This window comes from Aquimarina pacifica, from assembly GCF_000520955.1.
Lineage (GTDB): Bacteria > Bacteroidota > Bacteroidia > Flavobacteriales > Flavobacteriaceae > Aquimarina > Aquimarina pacifica.
Genome location: NZ_JACC01000001.1, coordinates 276059 through 293709, shown reverse-complemented (window position 1 = coordinate 293709; position 17651 = coordinate 276059). Strand labels below are relative to the sequence as shown.

Genomic DNA, 17651 nt, shown 5'->3' with positions numbered 1-17651 from the left:
ACTGATGCTTCTGTAAACTTATTTGATAGTTTAGGAGGCACTCCAGATGCTGGCGGAAGTTGGACGGACCCCAATAGCAATCCTTTTGGAGGTGATGATCAAGGATTTTTGGATCCATCTTTAGCAACAGCTTTATCCGGAGATTATATCTATACGGTGATTTCGCCTACATGTCCAGATCCATCTTCAAGTATTGTTACAGTGTCTATAGAGGTTACTCCTATTGCGGGTGTGGATTCAGACATCGATTTATGTTCAGATAGTGCTTCTGTAAATTTATTTGATAGTTTAGGAACTACGGCTGCTAGTGGTGGAAGTTGGACTGATCCCATCGGAAATCCATTTGGCAGTACTGATCAAGGTGTTTTTGATCCATCTAAAGATACTTTTGGAGTGTATACCTATACCGTTGGTACTGCTACCTGTAATGCAAGTGCTACAGTAGAAGTTATTCAGGTAATAGGAGCGAATTCTGGATTAGATGCTAGTGTTACGTTTTGTTCTACTGATGCTTCTGTAAACTTATTTGATAGCTTAGGTGGAACTCCAGATGCTGGCGGAAGTTGGACGGACCCCAATAGCAATCCTTTTGGAGGTGATGATCAAGGATTTTTGGATCCATCTTTAGCAACAGCTTTATCCGGAGATTATATCTATACGGTGATTTCGCCTACATGTCCAGATCCATCTTCAAGTATTGTTACAGTGTCTATAGAGGTTACTCCTATTGCGGGTGTGGATTCAGACATCGATTTATGTTCAGATAGTGCTTCTGTAAATTTATTTGATAGTTTAGGAACTACGGCTGCTAGTGGTGGAAGTTGGACTGATCCCATCGGAAATCCATTTGGCAGTACTGATCAAGGTGTTTTTGATCCATCTAAAGATACTTTTGGAGTGTATACCTATACCGTTGGTACTGCTACCTGTAATGCAAGTGCTACAGTAGAAGTTATTCAGGTAATAGGAGCGAATTCTGGATTAGATGCTAGTGTTACGTTTTGTTCTACTGATGCTTCTGTAAACTTATTTGATAGCTTAGGTGGAACTCCAGATGCTGGCGGAAGTTGGACAGACCCAAATAGCAATCCTTTTGGTGGTGATGATCAAGGATTTTTGGATCCATCTCTATCAACAGCTTTATCAGGAGATTATATCTATACGGTGATTTCGCCTACATGTCCAGATCCATCTTCAAGTATTGTTACAGTGTCTATAGAGAATACTCCAGAGTTAACTTTTGTAAGTACATCTTGCTCTTTTGATCGCAATACCTACAATATTTTATTTAGTACAAATGGTATTTGGGATATTGAGATGACACCATCAGGTTCAGGAACTATTGATATAACTAATTCTATGATTTTAAACGTTCCCATTGATACTGATATGGTGATTACAGCAAGGAACCCTAAAAATAATACTTGCTATGTTATGTTAGAAGTCACATCTCCTGATTGTAGTTGTCCTGATATTAGTATGCCTACTAATCCTATGGGAGCAAATATTTGTTATGGTGATCCCTCACCAGAATTATCTGTAGATGTATTGACTGGGCAGACTGCTAATTGGTATGATGCTGATGGAGCTTTACTGGCGAATAATACAACCGTATTTTCTCCTTCAGATGTAAATGGTGGAACATATATTTATTTGGTTGAAGCTCTTGATCTTATTGAGAATTGTGTAAGTGATAAAATCGAAGTTCCATTGGCTATTAATGACATGGAAGAAATAACACTCAAAGCTGATGGACTTATTTGTATCGATGAAAAAGGGCTACCGTTAACTAATTTTACATTTCCATTTATTGAGACAAACCTAAATGATAGTGATTATACCTTTGTATGGAGTTTTGATAATGTTATTTTGGGAGAAGAAACGAACTCTTTTGTGCAAGCTACACAAATAGGAGAGTACTCTGTTACATACACTGATATACATACAGGGTGCTCAAAAAGTTCAAGTGTCATTGTCGATGGTGTTTTAGGACCTACAGATATTAGTTTATCCTTATCAAATAGTTCATTTGGTGATACTAAAGATATAACCGTTTCGGTGATGCCCCAAGGGGAGTATTCCTATATGTTAGATGGGGCATCTTTACAAGATAGTAATGTATTTACAAATGTGTCACTCGGTCTTCATGAAGTTACAGTTATTGATAGTAATGGTTGTGGAGAACTATCAGATGAGATTTTTGTAATAGGTTTTCCGCGATTTTTTACTCCTAATGGTGATGCCATGAATCCTTCTTGGAATGTTATCGGTGATGAAAACCTTCCTGATATGGAAATATTCATATTTGATAGGTACGGCAAATTTTTAACACAACTTGATCCCAATGGTCCAGGATGGGACGGTACCCATAATGGTGTCAATTTACCTTCTGCGGACTATTGGTTTGTAGCAAATTTTAAAGATGGTTCTGATCCGTATAGAAGTCATTTCACTCTTAAACGATAGAACAAAATATAGTATTTGTCTTTTTTACTCAAATGAATCATATGAAATTAATAAGCGCTTTTTCCATTGTATTGATAATGCTGTGTGTAAAGATGGAGGTCATGGCACAAGAAGGTTTACCCGTTTATGCGGATTATCTTACTGATAATTATTATTTATTACATCCTTCGATGGCTGGGGCTCCTGACTGTTCACAAATTCGACTTACCGGTCGAAGAAACTGGGTCGGACAAGAAGATTCTCCTGGGCTTTTTACCGCTGCGTTTAATGCTAGGGTAGGAGATCAATCTGGTATTGGTACCATCCTATACAATGATCGTAACGGATATTATTCTCAGACAGGTGGATATGCTACTTATGCACATCATATTATGTTTTCTAGAAATGAAATAGATCTTAACCAATTATCTTTTGGTTTAAGTGCAGGATTTATTCAATATCGTTTGGATCAAAGTAGTTTTATTGCTGATGGGGATCAGCTGATATCATCTAGCAATTTAAGTTCATCAGAGTTTAATATGGATTTTGGATTCTCGTATAATTTATATGAGTTTTATGCTCACGTAACTATGAAGAATATGTTGAAGAATTCTGGTGTTAATAATGATTTACAAATTACCAGTGATCTTCGTAATCTTTTAGTCTCTGTAGGATATGTGATTGGTAAAAGGAGTAAAGATTTATCTTTTGAACCTTCGATTTTATTTTCTCGTAGATTTGGGATAAAACAATCTAGTATAGATTTTAATTTAAAAGTCTACCATGATATGGAGTTCGGAAAACTATGGGGAGGATTATCATATCGTAGAAGTTTGGATTCTACAGAATTTATTGATAGTGATGAAGAATATAGGAGTCAGAATTTGAATTACATAACTCCTTTTATAGGAGGGAATTTCGGGAAGTTTTCTGTTGCTTATACGTACTCGCACCAATCAAATGCAGTTACTTTTAATAATGGAGGTTTTCATCAAATAACTTTGGGGATGGATTTTTCATGCCGAAAAGGAAAATATAAATGTTATTGTCCTTGGGTAGATTAATCTAAATAATATAGGGACAATTCATATAAGATAATGAATTGTCCCTACTCTTTTATAAAAACTACGTATTGGTATGTATTTGAATCATACTAATAGATGTGTGCCCTTGAATTTTTAACTTACCAAATCCGTTTGGTTTCTGAATACTAATTGACCGTCAAATTCATCCAGTAAAATGATATGTTCGGTCGAAATTTTACCAGCAAGAATCTCCTTAGACAAAGTATTTAAGACTTCTTTTTGTATTGCCCGTTTTACGGGGCGTGCACCGAATTCTGGCTGAAACCCTTTTTTAGAAAGAAAAATAATGGCCTCTTCGGTTGTATTTAAAGAAATATGTTGCGCTGCTAACATTTTTGATACTTGCTTTAATTGAAGGCTGACTATTTTTTTAATATTGGCCTGCGTAAGAGGAGAAAACATGATGATATCATCAATTCTGTTCAAAAACTCAGGTCTAACAGATTGTTTTAGTAATCCTAAAATTTCAATTTTTGCAGTATCCATAGCGGTATCTACATCTTTTATGTTTTCAAATTTATCTTGAATAATTTGACTTCCCATATTACTTGTCATTATAATAATGGTGTTTCTAAAATCTGCAGTTCTACCTTTGTTATCTGTTAATCGACCTTCATCCAATACTTGTAATAAAACATTAAATGTATCAGGATGTGCTTTTTCGATTTCATCTAAGAGTACAACAGAATATGGCTTTCTACGAACAGCTTCTGTTAATTGTCCACCTTCATCATATCCAACATATCCAGGAGGAGCTCCTAATAATCTGCTCACTGAATGACGTTCCTGATATTCGCTCATGTCAATACGAGTTATAGCATTTTCATCATTAAAGAGGTACTCTGCCAGTGCTTTTGCTAATTCTGTTTTTCCTACCCCTGTAGTTCCCAAAAATAAGAACGACCCTATAGGTTTTTTTTGATCTTGTAAACCAGCACGACTTCTGCGAACAGCATCACTAACTGCTTCGATTGCTTCAATTTGTCCAACCACTCTTTTTTGGAGTTCTTTTTCTAAAACTAATAATTTTTCTCGTTCGCTCTGCAGCATTTTTGTAACAGGTATACCTGTCCATTTGGCTACAACCTCAGCAATATCATCTGTAATAACCTCTTCTTTAATTAATGAAGATTTACTTTGTTGTTCATTGAGTTGATTTTGCAACTCGTCTAATTTTTCTTGTGACTCTTTGATTTTTCCGTAACGTAACTCTGCTACTTTGCCATACTCTCCGTTACGTTCTGCACGTTCTGCTTCAAGTTTATATTCTTCGATATTTGTTTTGGTATTTTGTATGGCATCGACAACTTGTTTTTCGCTTTGCCATTTTGTAAATATCTCATTGCGCTCTTCTTTGATATTGGCAAGATCCTCATTGAGAACTTTTAATTTGGCTTCATCATTTTCACGTTTTATGGCTTCGATTTCGATTTCTAGTTGCATGATTTTTCTATCTAATACATCCAGTTCTTCGGGTTTAGAATTAATTTCCATGCGCAATTTAGAGGCAGCTTCATCCATTAGGTCAATTGCTTTATCAGGCAAGAATCTATTGGTAATGTAGCGTTGTGACAATTCTACAGCGGCAATGATAGCTTCATCTTTTATGCGAACCTTGTGATGTGTTTCATACTTTTCTTTAATTCCACGAAGAATCGAAATAGCACTTTCGGTATCAGGCTCATCAATAGTAACTTTCTGAAAACGTCTCTCTAATGCCTTATCTTTTTCAAAATATTTTTGGTACTCATCCAAAGTTGTTGCTCCGATTGCGCGCAATTCTCCTCTAGCTAAGGCTGGTTTTAGGATGTTTGCGGCATCCATTGCTCCCTGACCACCACCAGCGCCAACCAAAGTGTGTATTTCATCAATAAAGAGGACAATGTCTCCGTCACTAGTTGTTACTTCTTTGATGACCGATTTGAGTCGTTCTTCGAATTCACCTTTAAACTTTGCGCCGGCAATTAAGGCCCCCATATCTAAAGAGAATATTTGTTTATCTTTTAGGTTTTCTGGGATATCTCCTGCAACAATTCGATGTGCCAGCCCTTCTGCAATAGCTGTTTTTCCTACACCGGGTTCTCCTACAAGCATTGGATTATTTTTGGTACGACGCGATAAGATTTGAAGAACTCTTCGAATTTCTTCGTCCCTACCAATAACAGGGTCTAACTTACCGTTTTCTGCCATTTCATTTAAATTTTTGGCATATTTGTTAAGGGACTGATAGGTTTCTTCTGCGCTTTGAGAGGTAACACGTTCGCCATTTCTTATCTCTAAAATTGCTTCATTGAGATGTTTATCAGTTACTCCTTGATCTTTTAGAATCTGCGAAATCTTACTTTTTGATTTGAAAACTGCAAGCACAAGGTGTTCTATCGAAACAAACTCATCGTTCATTTTTTTTGCTATCAGATTTGCCTCATTAAGAGATTTTCCGGCTTCTCTAGATAATTGAAGCTCTCCGCCACTTACTTTAGGAAAACTTTCTAAAGTACTGTCAAGAACTTGTTGTAAAAGATTGATGTTTACATTTAATTTTTTTAATAGAAATGGAAGTACATTTTCATCTACTGTAAGAATTGCTTTAAAAATATGTTCATTTTCTATTTGTTGGTGCCCAAGACCTTGAGCAAGCTGTTGTGCTTGCTGTATGGATTCTTGTGACTTTATAGTGAAATTATTAAAATTCATTTGTATCTATTTTGAGTTCATTATGGGGTAGAACAAATAACATTCCTAATAAAATTAAATGTCAAAATGTCTTTAAATCTATTGATTTTACTGACTTTTTGGCATTTTTTAATTTTGGTTTAACAAGAACATTAGATCTTTATACTGCTACTATTTTAAAAGCTAAACACGTGTTTGAGTTTGATATAGTTTATAGTGTAAAAAATAAAAGTCTTTTTATGGCAAATAATGATATTGTAAAGTTAGTTAATATATATCGACTTATGTATTTAACAAACATTAGGAATCATTTGACTAAGTTTGTACTAATTATACTATAAAGATTTTACTACAAAGAGAACATGGGAATATTTGGTAAATTATTTGGATCTGAGGAGCAACAACCAAAAGAAGAAGAAAAAGCCTTGCCATGGCAAGTGCTTAATTCAATAGATATGTTGGATAAAATAGAGGAGCTTTCTACTACTAAAACACAAGTGATTTTTAAACACTCTACTCGTTGCGGTATCAGTAGAATGGTTCTTAAGAATTTTGAAATGGGTTTTGATCTTACAGAAAGCCAAGTTGATTTATATTATCTGGATTTACTTAACCATCGTGATATTTCCTCAGAAATTGCTGCAAAATTTCAGGTTTTTCATGAATCGCCACAAATGATAGTTTTAAGAAATAGGAATGTAGTTCATCATTCTTCGCATAGTGAAATTACTGCTGAGGCTTTACATCGTTTTGTTTAGAAAAAGAATTTAGGTTTCTATTCTTGTGTATTTTTATAAACAAAGTAGTTCCTATTTTTCTAGCCCGATCCTTTGCTAATGTAGCATTAGTACCTTCGTATTGTGTATCAATTGTTGTGATCCACAAACGTAGCCAAATTCCGAAATGTATGTTCGTAATTTTGTGATTGTTTTTTTTGTCTACTTCTTGATGTGCTTTAATAGGATTTCCTTTAAATTTTTGAACAAATAAAAGGTTGGTTTCCCAAAAATCCACAAGTCTCTTGATATGAGAATCCCAATCATCGATTATAGCATTAAAAATTGGGCCTAAGTCTTGGTCGTTTCTTACTTTTTCGTAAAATTTAGAAACTATTATCTGTATGTCGTCTCTGTTTTGAATATCTTTTTTTGTAATGGGGTTCATGAGTACTACTTGTTTTTATAAATTAGACTCTTATTAATTGGTATTAATACTATTGCGTATGTAGGCTAAAACCAAGAAAAGTTTATTGTAAGAGCGATAAGAGTAGTGTTAATTACTAGGCTTGCTATTAAAAGGTTAAATACGAATTTAGGTTTCATTTGTGCTAATATAGCAGCGTTAAAAGTCATGCAAATAATCACACATATAGTCAATTCTATAATTTGCAATAAAGATCGTTCTTGCATTAGAATATACATCGCTGCAATAGAACCCAAACAGCTAGACAAAATAATACTTAAAGGTATATAGGCCATATACATTTGTCGAAAACTATTGATAAGTTTAGAATACATTTTTTTTGTTTTTTGTTACCAATTCAAGAAAAACCAATTGAAATTATTTACATTTCATTTTGTACAAGCATTGGTACTTATTTTATATTACAAAAGTATTTCAAGAATAGTCTTCGGGTTTATGATTACAATCATAAACGAGAACAAAAAATGGAGAATAATTGATTGAAGTGCTTTATATCGCTTTGATATTAGAGGTATACTTTTCTGTTTTTAATTTGAAGTTCTTCTTTTTGCTCAAGTTTTTTGATACAACGTATTACAGTTTCTACACGCAACCCAGTAAGATCTGCTAATTGCTGTCGGGTAAGTTCTACTTCGTACAAATCGGGACTTTGAGAAGAAGTCTTAGGGTTATTTTTCTTGAGATAGTTCAGAATTCTTAGAATACGATGCTCAGGTTCTTGAGTTGATATTTCAGAAACCATAACCGCTTTGTAGTATAATCTAGATGCTAATGCACCAGTAAACTTATAGTGGATTTCTGGTTTTTCTTTTAAAAGTTGTAAGAATTTTTCTTTGGGTAACTCCCAAACTTCAGAATCTATTATAGCTTCTGCATTTGCTGGATATTTAAAATCGGAAAAAAGGGGAGGTTCTCCAAAACTTTTCCCTTTCGTAAAAATGCCTTGAATATATTCTTTCCCTCGTTCTGTATAATTGTTCATCTTAATCTTGCCCGAATGCACTTGATAATATAAACGCGGAAGATCTCCTTCTTTAAAAAGTAATTCACCACGTTTATATTTTTTTAGGATAGCCCCTATATCAATCAATTCCTTTTGATCAATCATATTTTTGATTTTCGAAAGTGTATATAAAAGTTACATTATCGGTATATAATTATGTCATTTTTTTACACTTTAGATACAGATGAGATGGGTACATTTTGAAATGAAAGACCACGTTTTATCTGAAATTATAATTGGTAATTATACTTTTCAGTTTATTTTTTAAGTCTTCCCCCGAGTCATATACCATTTGCTCATTCGTAGGAAATTGTACGGCTCTTTGCCCTAAGTATCCTAATAAATTTTCTTCGATAGCACGTTTGTCTCCATTATACTTGGCATATACATGTTGAAAAACATATTCGCTGGCTATGGGGAACGTTTCTAAAAGTTGTTTTGTACGTAAGTCTCTGTATTGCACATTACCTACTACATTTGCTGCTTTGAATTGAATAAACTCGTAATATTCACAACGCACCTTTACCATTTTATCGACTTTTACTTTTTCACCTTCTTCATCAATTACAATCTCATCATTTTCATCTAATAAGTACTCCCATCCATCTTTTACAAGTCTTTCTTTTTCTAATTGACGTTCTTTTACACGTTCGGGAGAAATATTGATTTCTCTTAATGATACAAGCATAGCATAATCATAGGATATTGATTTTTGTGGTTGACTATGATATACGGTCCAATGATCATTAAGTCCATATGTGCTAAAATTTAGTAAGTCGCTTTCTAGTCTTTTAGGAATAATAACCTCAGTGTTATTTTTCATAGTTACGCTTACAAAATCGGTTCCTTTGAAATGTGCTTCTTCAATCATTTCTTTAGTATCCTTGTGATTAGGGGTAATTTTATCTAAATAAATCAAATCATCATAAACCGCACGATACTCCATTTTTCCTTTTGATAATGCTAATGATTTTTTGGCATTATCATACAAGTAGTTAGTGAGTTTTTCTTTGGTAGATATTATTTTTTGATCATAATTATTAATAGAAAAATTCGCATTTCGACCTTTTTCTGAAAGATAAAGAGGTAGTAAAGGTTTTATTCTTTCTTGTCTTTTTTTGAGCCCTGTATATGTATTATAAATACGTTCTAGGTTGGCCGGGTTTCCATCTTTTTCTAGATAACTAACATTGTTAATATCTCGATCGGCCACTTTTGCATAGGCTTCTTCAAGCATCAAGATATAAGGCTGTTTTCCCTTTTTGTCTTTATTCGTTTTTAATTTGCCTAAAGCAATATTTATTGCTTGATCATAGTTTCCTGTATTAAGTGCCTTTTCTGTTTTTTTAACACTACTACAAGAATGAACAAGAGTCGATATAACTAAAATAAGTAGTAATTTTTTCATATTGGTATTGTTTTGATTTCAGTGATTAAATCAAGTTTGGTGCCAAAATAAATATACATGATCTCATAATAAAACTATTTTGAGGTTGTATACTTTGATTTCACTATTACTTTTTGAAGACCGGAAGAAGTTTGGTAGAGACTTCTCCGAATCCTATACGCACTCCATTTTTTTCGCAATGTCCTCTCATAATCACAGTGTCATTATCTTCAATAAATTTACGGTCTCCACCTGCATCAAGGCGAACAGGTTTTTCTCCCCTCCAACTTAGCTCAAGCATAGAACCATATGAATCAGGAGTAGGGCCTGATAAGGTTCCGCTTCCCATTAGATCTCCAGAATTTACTGGGCAACCATTTACAGTATGATGAGTAAGCTGTTGTGCCATGTTCCAGTACATGTGTTTGAAATTACTTTTAGAAACAATTGTTTCATTTTCATTTTCTGGCTTGATAGCTACTTCGAGATGAATATCAAAACTTTTATCTCCTTTATATTGAAGATATGGAAGCTGCTCCTTTACGGGTTTTGGTCCTTTTGTTCTGTAGGGTTCTAAAGCATCTAGAGTAATAATCCATGGAGATATAGAGGATGCAAAGTTTTTTCCTAAGAAAGGGCCAAGGGGTACATATTCCCATTTTTGTATATCTCGAGCACTCCAATCATTAAATAATACTAACCCAAATATATAGTCTTCTGCCTCTTCTATAGGAATAGATTCACCTAAGAGGTTAGCATCTGTAGTAATAAAGGCCATTTCTAGTTCAAAATCAACCAATCTAGAAGGTCCAAAAATAGGAGTTTCGGCACCATTGATTAATTTTTGTCCTTGTGGTCTGTGTATAGGAATGCCTGAAGGTATAATTGAGCTACTACGACCGTGATATCCCACAGGCATATGAAGCCAATTGGGCATTAATGCGTTGTCTTTTCCTCTAAACATTGTTCCTACATTTGTAGCATGTTCAATACTGCTGTAGAAATCTGTGTAATCTCCTACGATTACGGGCAGTTGCATCTCTATTTCATCTAATGAAAATAAAACTGCTTGTTTATGCTTTTCATTATTTTTTAAAGTATCGTTTTTCTCATCAAAGATATCTGCAATTTTGTTACGTACTAATCTCCATGTTTTTTTTCCGTCAGAAATAAAGTCATTTAAGGAGTCTTGTAAGAATATATCATCTGTTAGAGGAATATCGTCAAAATAACCAAGTTGATGAAGGGCGCCTAGGTCAATTGCTGTATCTCCAATTCGAGTGCCTATGGTAATGATATCATCACGAGTTAAGAATACTCCGAAAGGAATATTTTGTATAGGGAAATCTGTGAACGAAGGTGTTTCGATCCAAGTTTTTCTATCAGGATAATTTGCAGTTATGGGCATTATATTTTTTTTTGGTGTTGTTGGTAAATTTAGTAATCAAATATATGGTATTCGTAATATTCAAAGTTTTTAATTATGTGAAAAATATTTAAAATAATCCTAAGATATAGGTTTATATCTATTTAAATATAATAAATAACCCTGTTATTTTCGATGTTTTCAAAAAAATCATGATTTCACTCTATTGATTATCTGAAATAGGTTCAGATTATATTGGTATTCATCTTTTACTTCGGTGTATAATGTATTGAGATTGTGTACAAGTTGTTCATATTAATTAGGGATTGTTTACATTGAATTAAGGAATGTATTTCCTACTTTTGCATTTTTATTAACAAACTAAGAATACATGCAACGCGACGAACAAATTTTTGATTTAATTCAAGACGAAAAAGAACGTCAGATTAACGGTTTAGAGCTTATTGCTTCAGAAAACTTTGTAAGTGAACAAGTGATGGAGGCTGCCGGATCAGTATTAACTAATAAATATGCTGAAGGGTATCCTGGCAAGCGCTATTATGGAGGGTGTGCTGTAGTAGATGTTGTTGAGCAGATAGCTATTGATCGGGCAAAAGAGTTGTTCGGTGCAGCATATGCTAATGTACAACCCCATTCTGGTTCTCAGGCTAATACAGCAGTATATCATGCTTGTCTTAAACCGGGAGATAAAATATTAGGCTTTGACCTTTCTCATGGTGGGCATCTTACACATGGATCTCCTGTTAATTTTTCTGGTAAATTATATGTTCCTGTTTTTTATGGAGTAGAAAAGGAAACTGGAGAATTGAATTATGATAAAATTCAAGAAATAGCTACCAAAGAAAAGCCTCAATTGATTATAGCAGGTGCATCGGCATATTCAAGAGAGATCGATTATAAAAGATTTAGAGAGATTGCAGATAGTGTAGGAGCTATTCTTATGGCAGATATTGCACATCCGGCTGGTCTTATTGCCAAAGGTGTAATTTCTGATCCTGTACCTCATTGTCATGTAGTAACTACTACAACACATAAAACATTAAGAGGACCCAGAGGAGGACTTATATTAATGGGAGAAGATTTTGAAAACCCATTTGGAATTACCCTTAAAAGTGGGAAGAAACGTATGATGTCTTCTCTACTTGATAGTGCAGTTTTTCCGGGTAATCAAGGCGGACCATTAGAGCATATTATTGCAGCAAAAGCTATTGCTTTTGGAGAAGCCTTAACAGATAACTTTTTAACTTATATCGTTCAGGTTAAGAAAAATGCTGCGGTAATGGCCAATGCATTTGTAGAAAAAGGATATGAAGTGATTTCTGGAGGTACAGATAATCATATGATGTTGATTGATTTACGTAACAAAGGCGTGACAGGAAAACAAGCAGAAGAAGCATTAGGTGTTGCAGAAATTACGGTTAATAAAAATATGGTTCCTTTTGATGATAAATCTCCTTTTGTAACTTCTGGTATTCGTATTGGTGTTGCTGCAGTTACTACTCGTGGATTATTAGAAAATGATATGATCACAATTGTAGAATTGGTGGACAAAGTAATACAGAATGTAGAAAATGAAGAAGCACTTCATGCTATTGCTGATGAGGTAAATGCTATGATGGCTGATAAACCTTTATTTATAGCATAAATAATAGATAACCTTTTTTAGGTATAAGTAAAAAGAAATCGTCTAAAATAAATTTTTAGACGATTTTCTTTTTTTAGTTCATTTTACCGAATGAATGATATGGTTTAGATTCGTAAAGAAAAAGGGTAGGAGGTTTCTATTTGAATACTAAAAAAACCGCCTTAAAAGGCGGTCTCATATATCAGAAAGCGTATCTAAGCTCTAAAAGAAGTCGTCAAAGAAAATTTCATCTTCTTCAAAATTCATTTCTATAAACTCTTCTATGTACTCATGAATAGAGCACATTGGGGATTCTTCTTTTCCCCAAAACCCTTCTTGATATATTAACTTGCTATCGCTGTATAAGTCAGATCTATATGCTTGTCCTTGAGCTTCCATAAAATCTACAGCTACTTTTTCTATTTCTTCATCAGAAGAAAAATCTGTTACATTGGCAAGAAGGTGCTCTTTTAGCATATTAGATGCCGTAAAGGGTTCATAAGTAACCTCTGACAGATCCTTTTCTTGTTTATCTACTAATTCTAGATCCCCCAGCATTTTTATCAACTCGGTTAAAACATGTACAGAATCATCATGATTTTCTGTATAAAAATAACATTCTAATTCGCTTATACCATCCCAATGATCCAAATCAATGGTATGAAAATTATTTTTCCCTATACTATCAGCAATCTTAGTTTTATCAAATAATGTATTCTCTTTATAGCTTATACCAAGGGCTTCGATAAAAGAATCACCCAAATTTATAGTAATATTGAGGTATCTATATCCTCCTTTAAGCTCCCAGGTATCAATTTCAACAGTTGCTTTTTCTGCCGTTACTTCACTTCCTAAATTTAGATTGTTAGCTTCAAAAATGTATTTTCTGTTTTCAAATTCATTAATTCCGAGTGGTTGTAAATATTGCTCCATAAAATGTTTGAGGTTAAAATTCTTACTATTTTATTTTTTTTTTGGTATCTAAGTAAACTCTAAGTGTAATTTAGAGGATCCCTTTTAACTTTTTTAAGGGTATAAAAATAAGTAATATAACTTTTTTTAATCACCCTGTTTTCAGGGGTTTGCAATAATAAAGGAGCTGTGCGGATATACGATCGCTTTAGGTTAAAAGAGTTTAAAATAGTTTTTACTAGTTTCTGCTATAAAAACAGAATTAGCTATAAAAATGGTAAATAAAGATACAGCAAAGATGGTTTTTATAGTAATTTTAGGATGTGATAGATTTTTTAACGAATACTCTGAACTTTGATTAATATGGAGTACAAGAAATAGAATAAAACACACAGAAAAAAGGTTTTCTTTTGGCTTGCTTTTTTCTGTGCGTTTGTTGTAATTAATACTACAAGTGCGGATTATTTTTTGGTTTTATTGTATTTTTTTAGAATAAGTTTGCTACACTCGAATGCTACGATTTCTGACATGGCACTGATTTTCTCTTTTCCATTTTCCTTAAGGTCATCGATATGGAATTTTAATCTTTCGTCCTTGAGACCTCCATAACCAAGATTTGATTTCCAGATTATCGTAAGATCACTTTTTCGAATAATCCGTACTTCCATCCCAAGAGATAACCAATATTTTTTCCATTTTGTAGGTAAATAACTAGCTGTCCATAATCCAGCAGGAACAATTAACTCCATTATATAATCAGCTTCTACATCATTGTACTTGGATAAGTCTTTGAGTTGAGAGCGGTTCTGAAACTCAAAAGGTTCTTTTATAGACACGACATTATTCATTACTTCTTCGGCTTTTAGAAGACTATCAAGGTTTTTTTGTACCAACTTATTAGGATAGAACCGATGTTTTTCGAGAGATTTAGCATCGTCTGATTTCGTGAGTTCGGCAATTAAACCTTCTCCAGCAGCATTTTGGGGAGTCATAATGAAAATAGGTGGTGCCTCAAAGTAGAAAAGCTTTACATTGGCAGTTTTTAGATTTTCCTTTTCTGTGGCCGTTAATTTGCCCTTTTTTTGTGCTGTAAGTGTAGATGTATTACAAAGAAATAGTAAAAGTATGAGTTGAGTTGAGATCAGAAAGTTCTTCATTTTTTTAGTATTGATTGGTTTAAATTTTTATGTATGATATGAGTTATAAAATTAAAATTATTAATTAGGATATACTAGTTATCAATTTTTTGATAAAAAACTGTTACTTTTTTTTTGTTTTATTTTTCTGAGTCGATCGCATACGTAATGATCACGCTCTTGTGGTGATAAATAGAACCAGACAAGGTGTTTATTTGTTGATATACATGTTTGTGTTTTGACTTTTGCATTTAGGGTAATCATCTCTTGTGTAAAAAACTCATCATAAACTTCTATGGTACCTTCGAAAACACCTTCTTTTTTCTGTTTGAAAGAAGACTTAGTATCGGGAATGTTTTTAAAGAAATGAAAGTTAATTAAAGCGCCAGTATTCATGAGACCATCAAAATACATGTTCAAAACTCCTTCCAATTCTGAAGCAATTAGGTTTTACTCTTTATCGAGTATCCATAAAAAGACATAAGACAAGTAATCATCACTACTTTTTTCTCCCCAATCTGGGGCGAAACGAATATGTTCTTCACCGTTATATTTTAGATCTAGAGCAAATATCAAAAGGGAGTTCAAGCACTTCACTACGCCAATCATCTTTTGTTTCAAGAATATTTTTTATTGAGTTGTGTAACCTAAAATATAGATAGATTCCTACAGTCACAATAATTGAGACTACTAGTATTAGTATCTTTAAGAGTCTTCTCAGTATTTTTTTTGTACCTATTAATTATGATAAATTATCTGATCATAACTATACTGCTTTCATTGTTTCAAATGTATTAGAAAAAAGAGTATCCTTTATATTTGTATGTCATCATATTACAAATAATCAGATATATGAAGGATTTTATATCAATTTTGGGAGTTGAGTTTAGTAAGAATGCAGATCTTGAAGTTGCTGCACAGCAAAAAGCATATCTTAAAGATCAATTTGAACATTTTGGACTGAAAACTACCAAAAGACGGGAAATTCAAAAGCCATTTTTGATCAAAGAATTTTTACCTCAGAAAGAGGAGATTCCTGCTATCGTAAAAACACTTTGGCTAAAACCAGAGAGGGACTATCATTATTTTGCACAGGAGCTTACTCAAAAATATGTCAAACAATTTGAGAAAGACGATATTCAACTTTTTGAATTTATGGTACTACATAATTCTTGGTGGGATACCGTTGATTTTATTGCTACAAAATTGATAGGTGCTTATTTTAGAAAATATCCTGAACAGCGCAATGTATATATAAAAAAATGGCTTGGTACGAATAATATATGGTTGCAAAGATGCTGTTTATTATTTCAATTAAAATATAAAGAATCACTAGACCCAATATTTTTGAAGTATGTGATTACTTCTTTATTGGGGTCAAATGAGTTTTTTATTAATAAAGCTATAGGTTGGGTCTTAAGAGAGTATAGTCGTACAAATCCTGATTGGGTGATTTCATTTGTTGATAAAACAGACTTGAATCCTCTTAGTAGGCGAGAAGCAATTAGATTAATAAAATAACTACTGTTTTAAGCTTCTTTTAAGGGAGTTGTTTTTTTTCTCTGAATAAGAGTGCTAAGTAAGACTAAAATAGATCCTGTCATGATAGAAACATCTGCCAAATTAAATATTTCTGTTTTAATGATTCCTAGATCTAAAATCAAAAAATCGGTTACTGAGCCGTATAAAATTCGATCAAAAAGGTTTCCTATACCTCCTCCGATAATAAATGTAAAACCTATTACATGCTCTATAGAGGAATCGGTTTTAATAAGTATTCTCCATAGTAGAATAATCAATACAAGTACAGGAAGTATTTGTAAAATAATTACTTTTAATGTGGGACTCCAGTTCGAACCCAAACTATAGGCTGCTCCTGTATTTTCTACCTTAGTTAATATAAAATTGTCTTCGACAATTTCGATTCGTTCATTAGGTTTTATAGTCTCTCTAACTACTTTTTTTGATATCTGATCACAACTTATATTTATCAAAACCAATAATAGTATAAGGATTATTTTTATTCTTCTGGTAATTTTCATTTTGTAATGGAGGTATGAGTACTAAAATTACAAACAATAATGATAACTAAGGGCACTTATCTAAATTATTCTATAATTTTTGAGCTTAATTAATAAGTTGATGAATATGAATTGAATAACACCAATCATTAATTATTTAGGCATTTTTTATATAAAAAAAGAGAAAAGAGGGAGACTACTTTATTAAATCACCTAATAGGTTTTGGATTCGAAATCTTATATAGAACACATTTCTTTAGCCTATCATTATCTATTAATTTTGGATGTAGGAATGTATTTACGTATTGCATTCCAATTTTTTTCATTACCGATTCAGATTTTGTGTTAATTTCTGGGGCTACAGAGTAAATGTTTGAGAGTCCAATTGTTTTAAACCCATATGCCAGACACTTCTTAGCTCCTTCAGTTGCATATCCGTTGTGCCAGCTACTTTTTTTAAGTCTCCACCCAATATCTACAAAAGTTCCTAAGTCATTGATGTAGGTTTGTTCACAAAGGCCAATAAAACCTATACATTCATTAGTTTGTAAAATATCAACGGCAAAATAACAATATTTTTTTTCGGTATATAATTGCTGCATTCTTTGGATAAACCCTTCAGTATCTTTTTTTGAAGGTTTAAAAGGGAAAAACTCCATCACTTCATCGTCATTATTAATTGCATGTAGAGCTTTTAAATTGCTTGTTTCCCAGTTTCGGAAACCCAATCTTTCTGAGGTAAAAATATAGGATGAAGTTGACATTCTTATTTACA

The 17651-nt window shown here is 33.1% G+C and carries 17 protein-coding genes; 5 read left to right on the top strand and 12 right to left on the bottom strand.

The window, feature by feature from the left end; genetic code table 11:
• On the top strand, window positions 1–2466 hold a 2466-nt coding region (locus tag DZ60_RS23900), incomplete at its 5' end, for a T9SS type B sorting domain-containing protein (RefSeq protein WP_025739750.1).
• 41 nt (window positions 2467–2507) lie between these two features.
• Window positions 2508–3509, top strand: coding sequence for a PorP/SprF family type IX secretion system membrane protein (locus DZ60_RS0101140; RefSeq protein ID WP_025739748.1), 1002 nt, complete (start codon window positions 2508–2510; stop codon window positions 3507–3509).
• A gap of 114 nt (window positions 3510–3623) precedes the next feature.
• On the opposite strand, the gene clpB is transcribed toward DZ60_RS0101140, so the two are convergent.
• Window positions 3624–6224, bottom strand: coding sequence for an ATP-dependent chaperone ClpB (gene clpB, locus DZ60_RS0101135; RefSeq protein ID WP_025739746.1), 2601 nt, complete (start codon window positions 6222–6224; stop codon window positions 3624–3626).
• A 341-nt stretch (window positions 6225–6565) separates the two neighbouring features.
• On the opposite strand from clpB, the gene ytxJ reads away from it, so the two are divergent.
• Window positions 6566–6961, top strand: a complete 396-nt coding sequence (gene ytxJ / locus DZ60_RS0101125; RefSeq protein ID WP_025739743.1) for a bacillithiol system redox-active protein YtxJ — start codon at window positions 6566–6568, stop codon at window positions 6959–6961.
• Here ytxJ and DZ60_RS0101120 read toward each other — a convergent pair.
• The 5 genes from DZ60_RS0101120 to fahA all read right to left on the bottom strand — a co-directional run bounded on the left by DZ60_RS0101120 (window position 6930) and on the right by fahA (window position 11204).
• Window positions 6930–7367 carry a group III truncated hemoglobin gene (locus tag DZ60_RS0101120; protein WP_051477522.1) on the bottom strand — a complete coding sequence of 146 codons (438 nt, stop codon included), beginning with the start codon at window positions 7365–7367 and terminating at the stop codon, window positions 6930–6932. The two genes, ytxJ and DZ60_RS0101120, sit on opposite strands and share 32 nt — an antisense overlap.
• 65 nt (window positions 7368–7432) lie before the next feature.
• Complete coding sequence (locus tag DZ60_RS0101115; protein ID WP_025739740.1) at window positions 7433–7720, bottom strand: hypothetical protein; 288 nt, start codon at window positions 7718–7720, stop codon at window positions 7433–7435.
• Between the two features lie 191 nt (window positions 7721–7911).
• Complete coding sequence (locus tag DZ60_RS0101110; protein WP_025739738.1) at window positions 7912–8514, bottom strand: Crp/Fnr family transcriptional regulator; 603 nt, start codon at window positions 8512–8514, stop codon at window positions 7912–7914.
• Window positions 8515–8629: 115 nt separating this feature from the next.
• A complete protein-coding gene (locus tag DZ60_RS0101105; protein WP_025739736.1) occupies window positions 8630–9817 on the bottom strand; it encodes a hypothetical protein in 1188 nt (395 codons plus the stop codon).
• Window positions 9818–9923: 106 nt separating this feature from the next.
• Entirely contained in the window at window positions 9924–11204 is a 1281-nt protein-coding gene (gene fahA, locus DZ60_RS0101100; protein WP_025739735.1) for a fumarylacetoacetase, read from the bottom strand.
• Between the two features lie 349 nt (window positions 11205–11553).
• On the opposite strand from fahA, the gene glyA reads away from it, so the two are divergent.
• Window positions 11554–12828: a serine hydroxymethyltransferase gene (gene glyA, locus DZ60_RS0101095; protein WP_025739733.1), complete on the top strand. Its 1275-nt coding sequence runs from the start codon at window positions 11554–11556 to the stop codon at window positions 12826–12828.
• Window positions 12829–13029: 201 nt separating this feature from the next.
• Here the strand turns inward: glyA and DZ60_RS0101090 are convergent, their stop codons facing one another.
• The 4 genes from DZ60_RS0101090 to DZ60_RS25035 form a co-directional block, all read right to left on the bottom strand.
• Window positions 13030–13740: a hypothetical protein gene (locus DZ60_RS0101090; RefSeq protein ID WP_025739731.1), complete on the bottom strand. Its 711-nt coding sequence runs from the start codon at window positions 13738–13740 to the stop codon at window positions 13030–13032.
• 440 nt (window positions 13741–14180) lie between these two features.
• Window positions 14181–14876: a hypothetical protein gene (locus DZ60_RS0101085; protein ID WP_025739730.1), complete on the bottom strand. Its 696-nt coding sequence runs from the start codon at window positions 14874–14876 to the stop codon at window positions 14181–14183.
• An 81-nt stretch (window positions 14877–14957) separates the two neighbouring features.
• Entirely contained in the window at window positions 14958–15287 is a 330-nt protein-coding gene (locus DZ60_RS0101080; protein WP_152537333.1) for a hypothetical protein, read from the bottom strand.
• 18 nt (window positions 15288–15305) lie between these two features.
• A complete protein-coding gene (locus DZ60_RS25035; protein ID WP_161634357.1) occupies window positions 15306–15476 on the bottom strand; it encodes a hypothetical protein in 171 nt (56 codons plus the stop codon).
• Window positions 15477–15707: 231 nt separating this feature from the next.
• Between DZ60_RS25035 and DZ60_RS0101070 the strand changes: the two genes are divergently transcribed.
• Entirely contained in the window at window positions 15708–16376 is a 669-nt protein-coding gene (locus tag DZ60_RS0101070; protein ID WP_025739727.1) for a DNA alkylation repair protein, read from the top strand.
• Window positions 16377–16384: 8 nt separating this feature from the next.
• Here the strand turns inward: DZ60_RS0101070 and lspA are convergent, their stop codons facing one another.
• On the bottom strand, window positions 16385–16897 hold the full coding sequence (lspA, locus tag DZ60_RS0101065; protein ID WP_025739725.1) for a signal peptidase II: 513 nt from the start codon (window positions 16895–16897) through the stop codon (window positions 16385–16387).
• A gap of 188 nt (window positions 16898–17085) precedes the next feature.
• Window positions 17086–17640, bottom strand: coding sequence for a GNAT family N-acetyltransferase (locus DZ60_RS0101060; protein ID WP_034228246.1), 555 nt, complete (start codon window positions 17638–17640; stop codon window positions 17086–17088).
• Window positions 17641–17651: the final 11 nt, after the last annotated feature.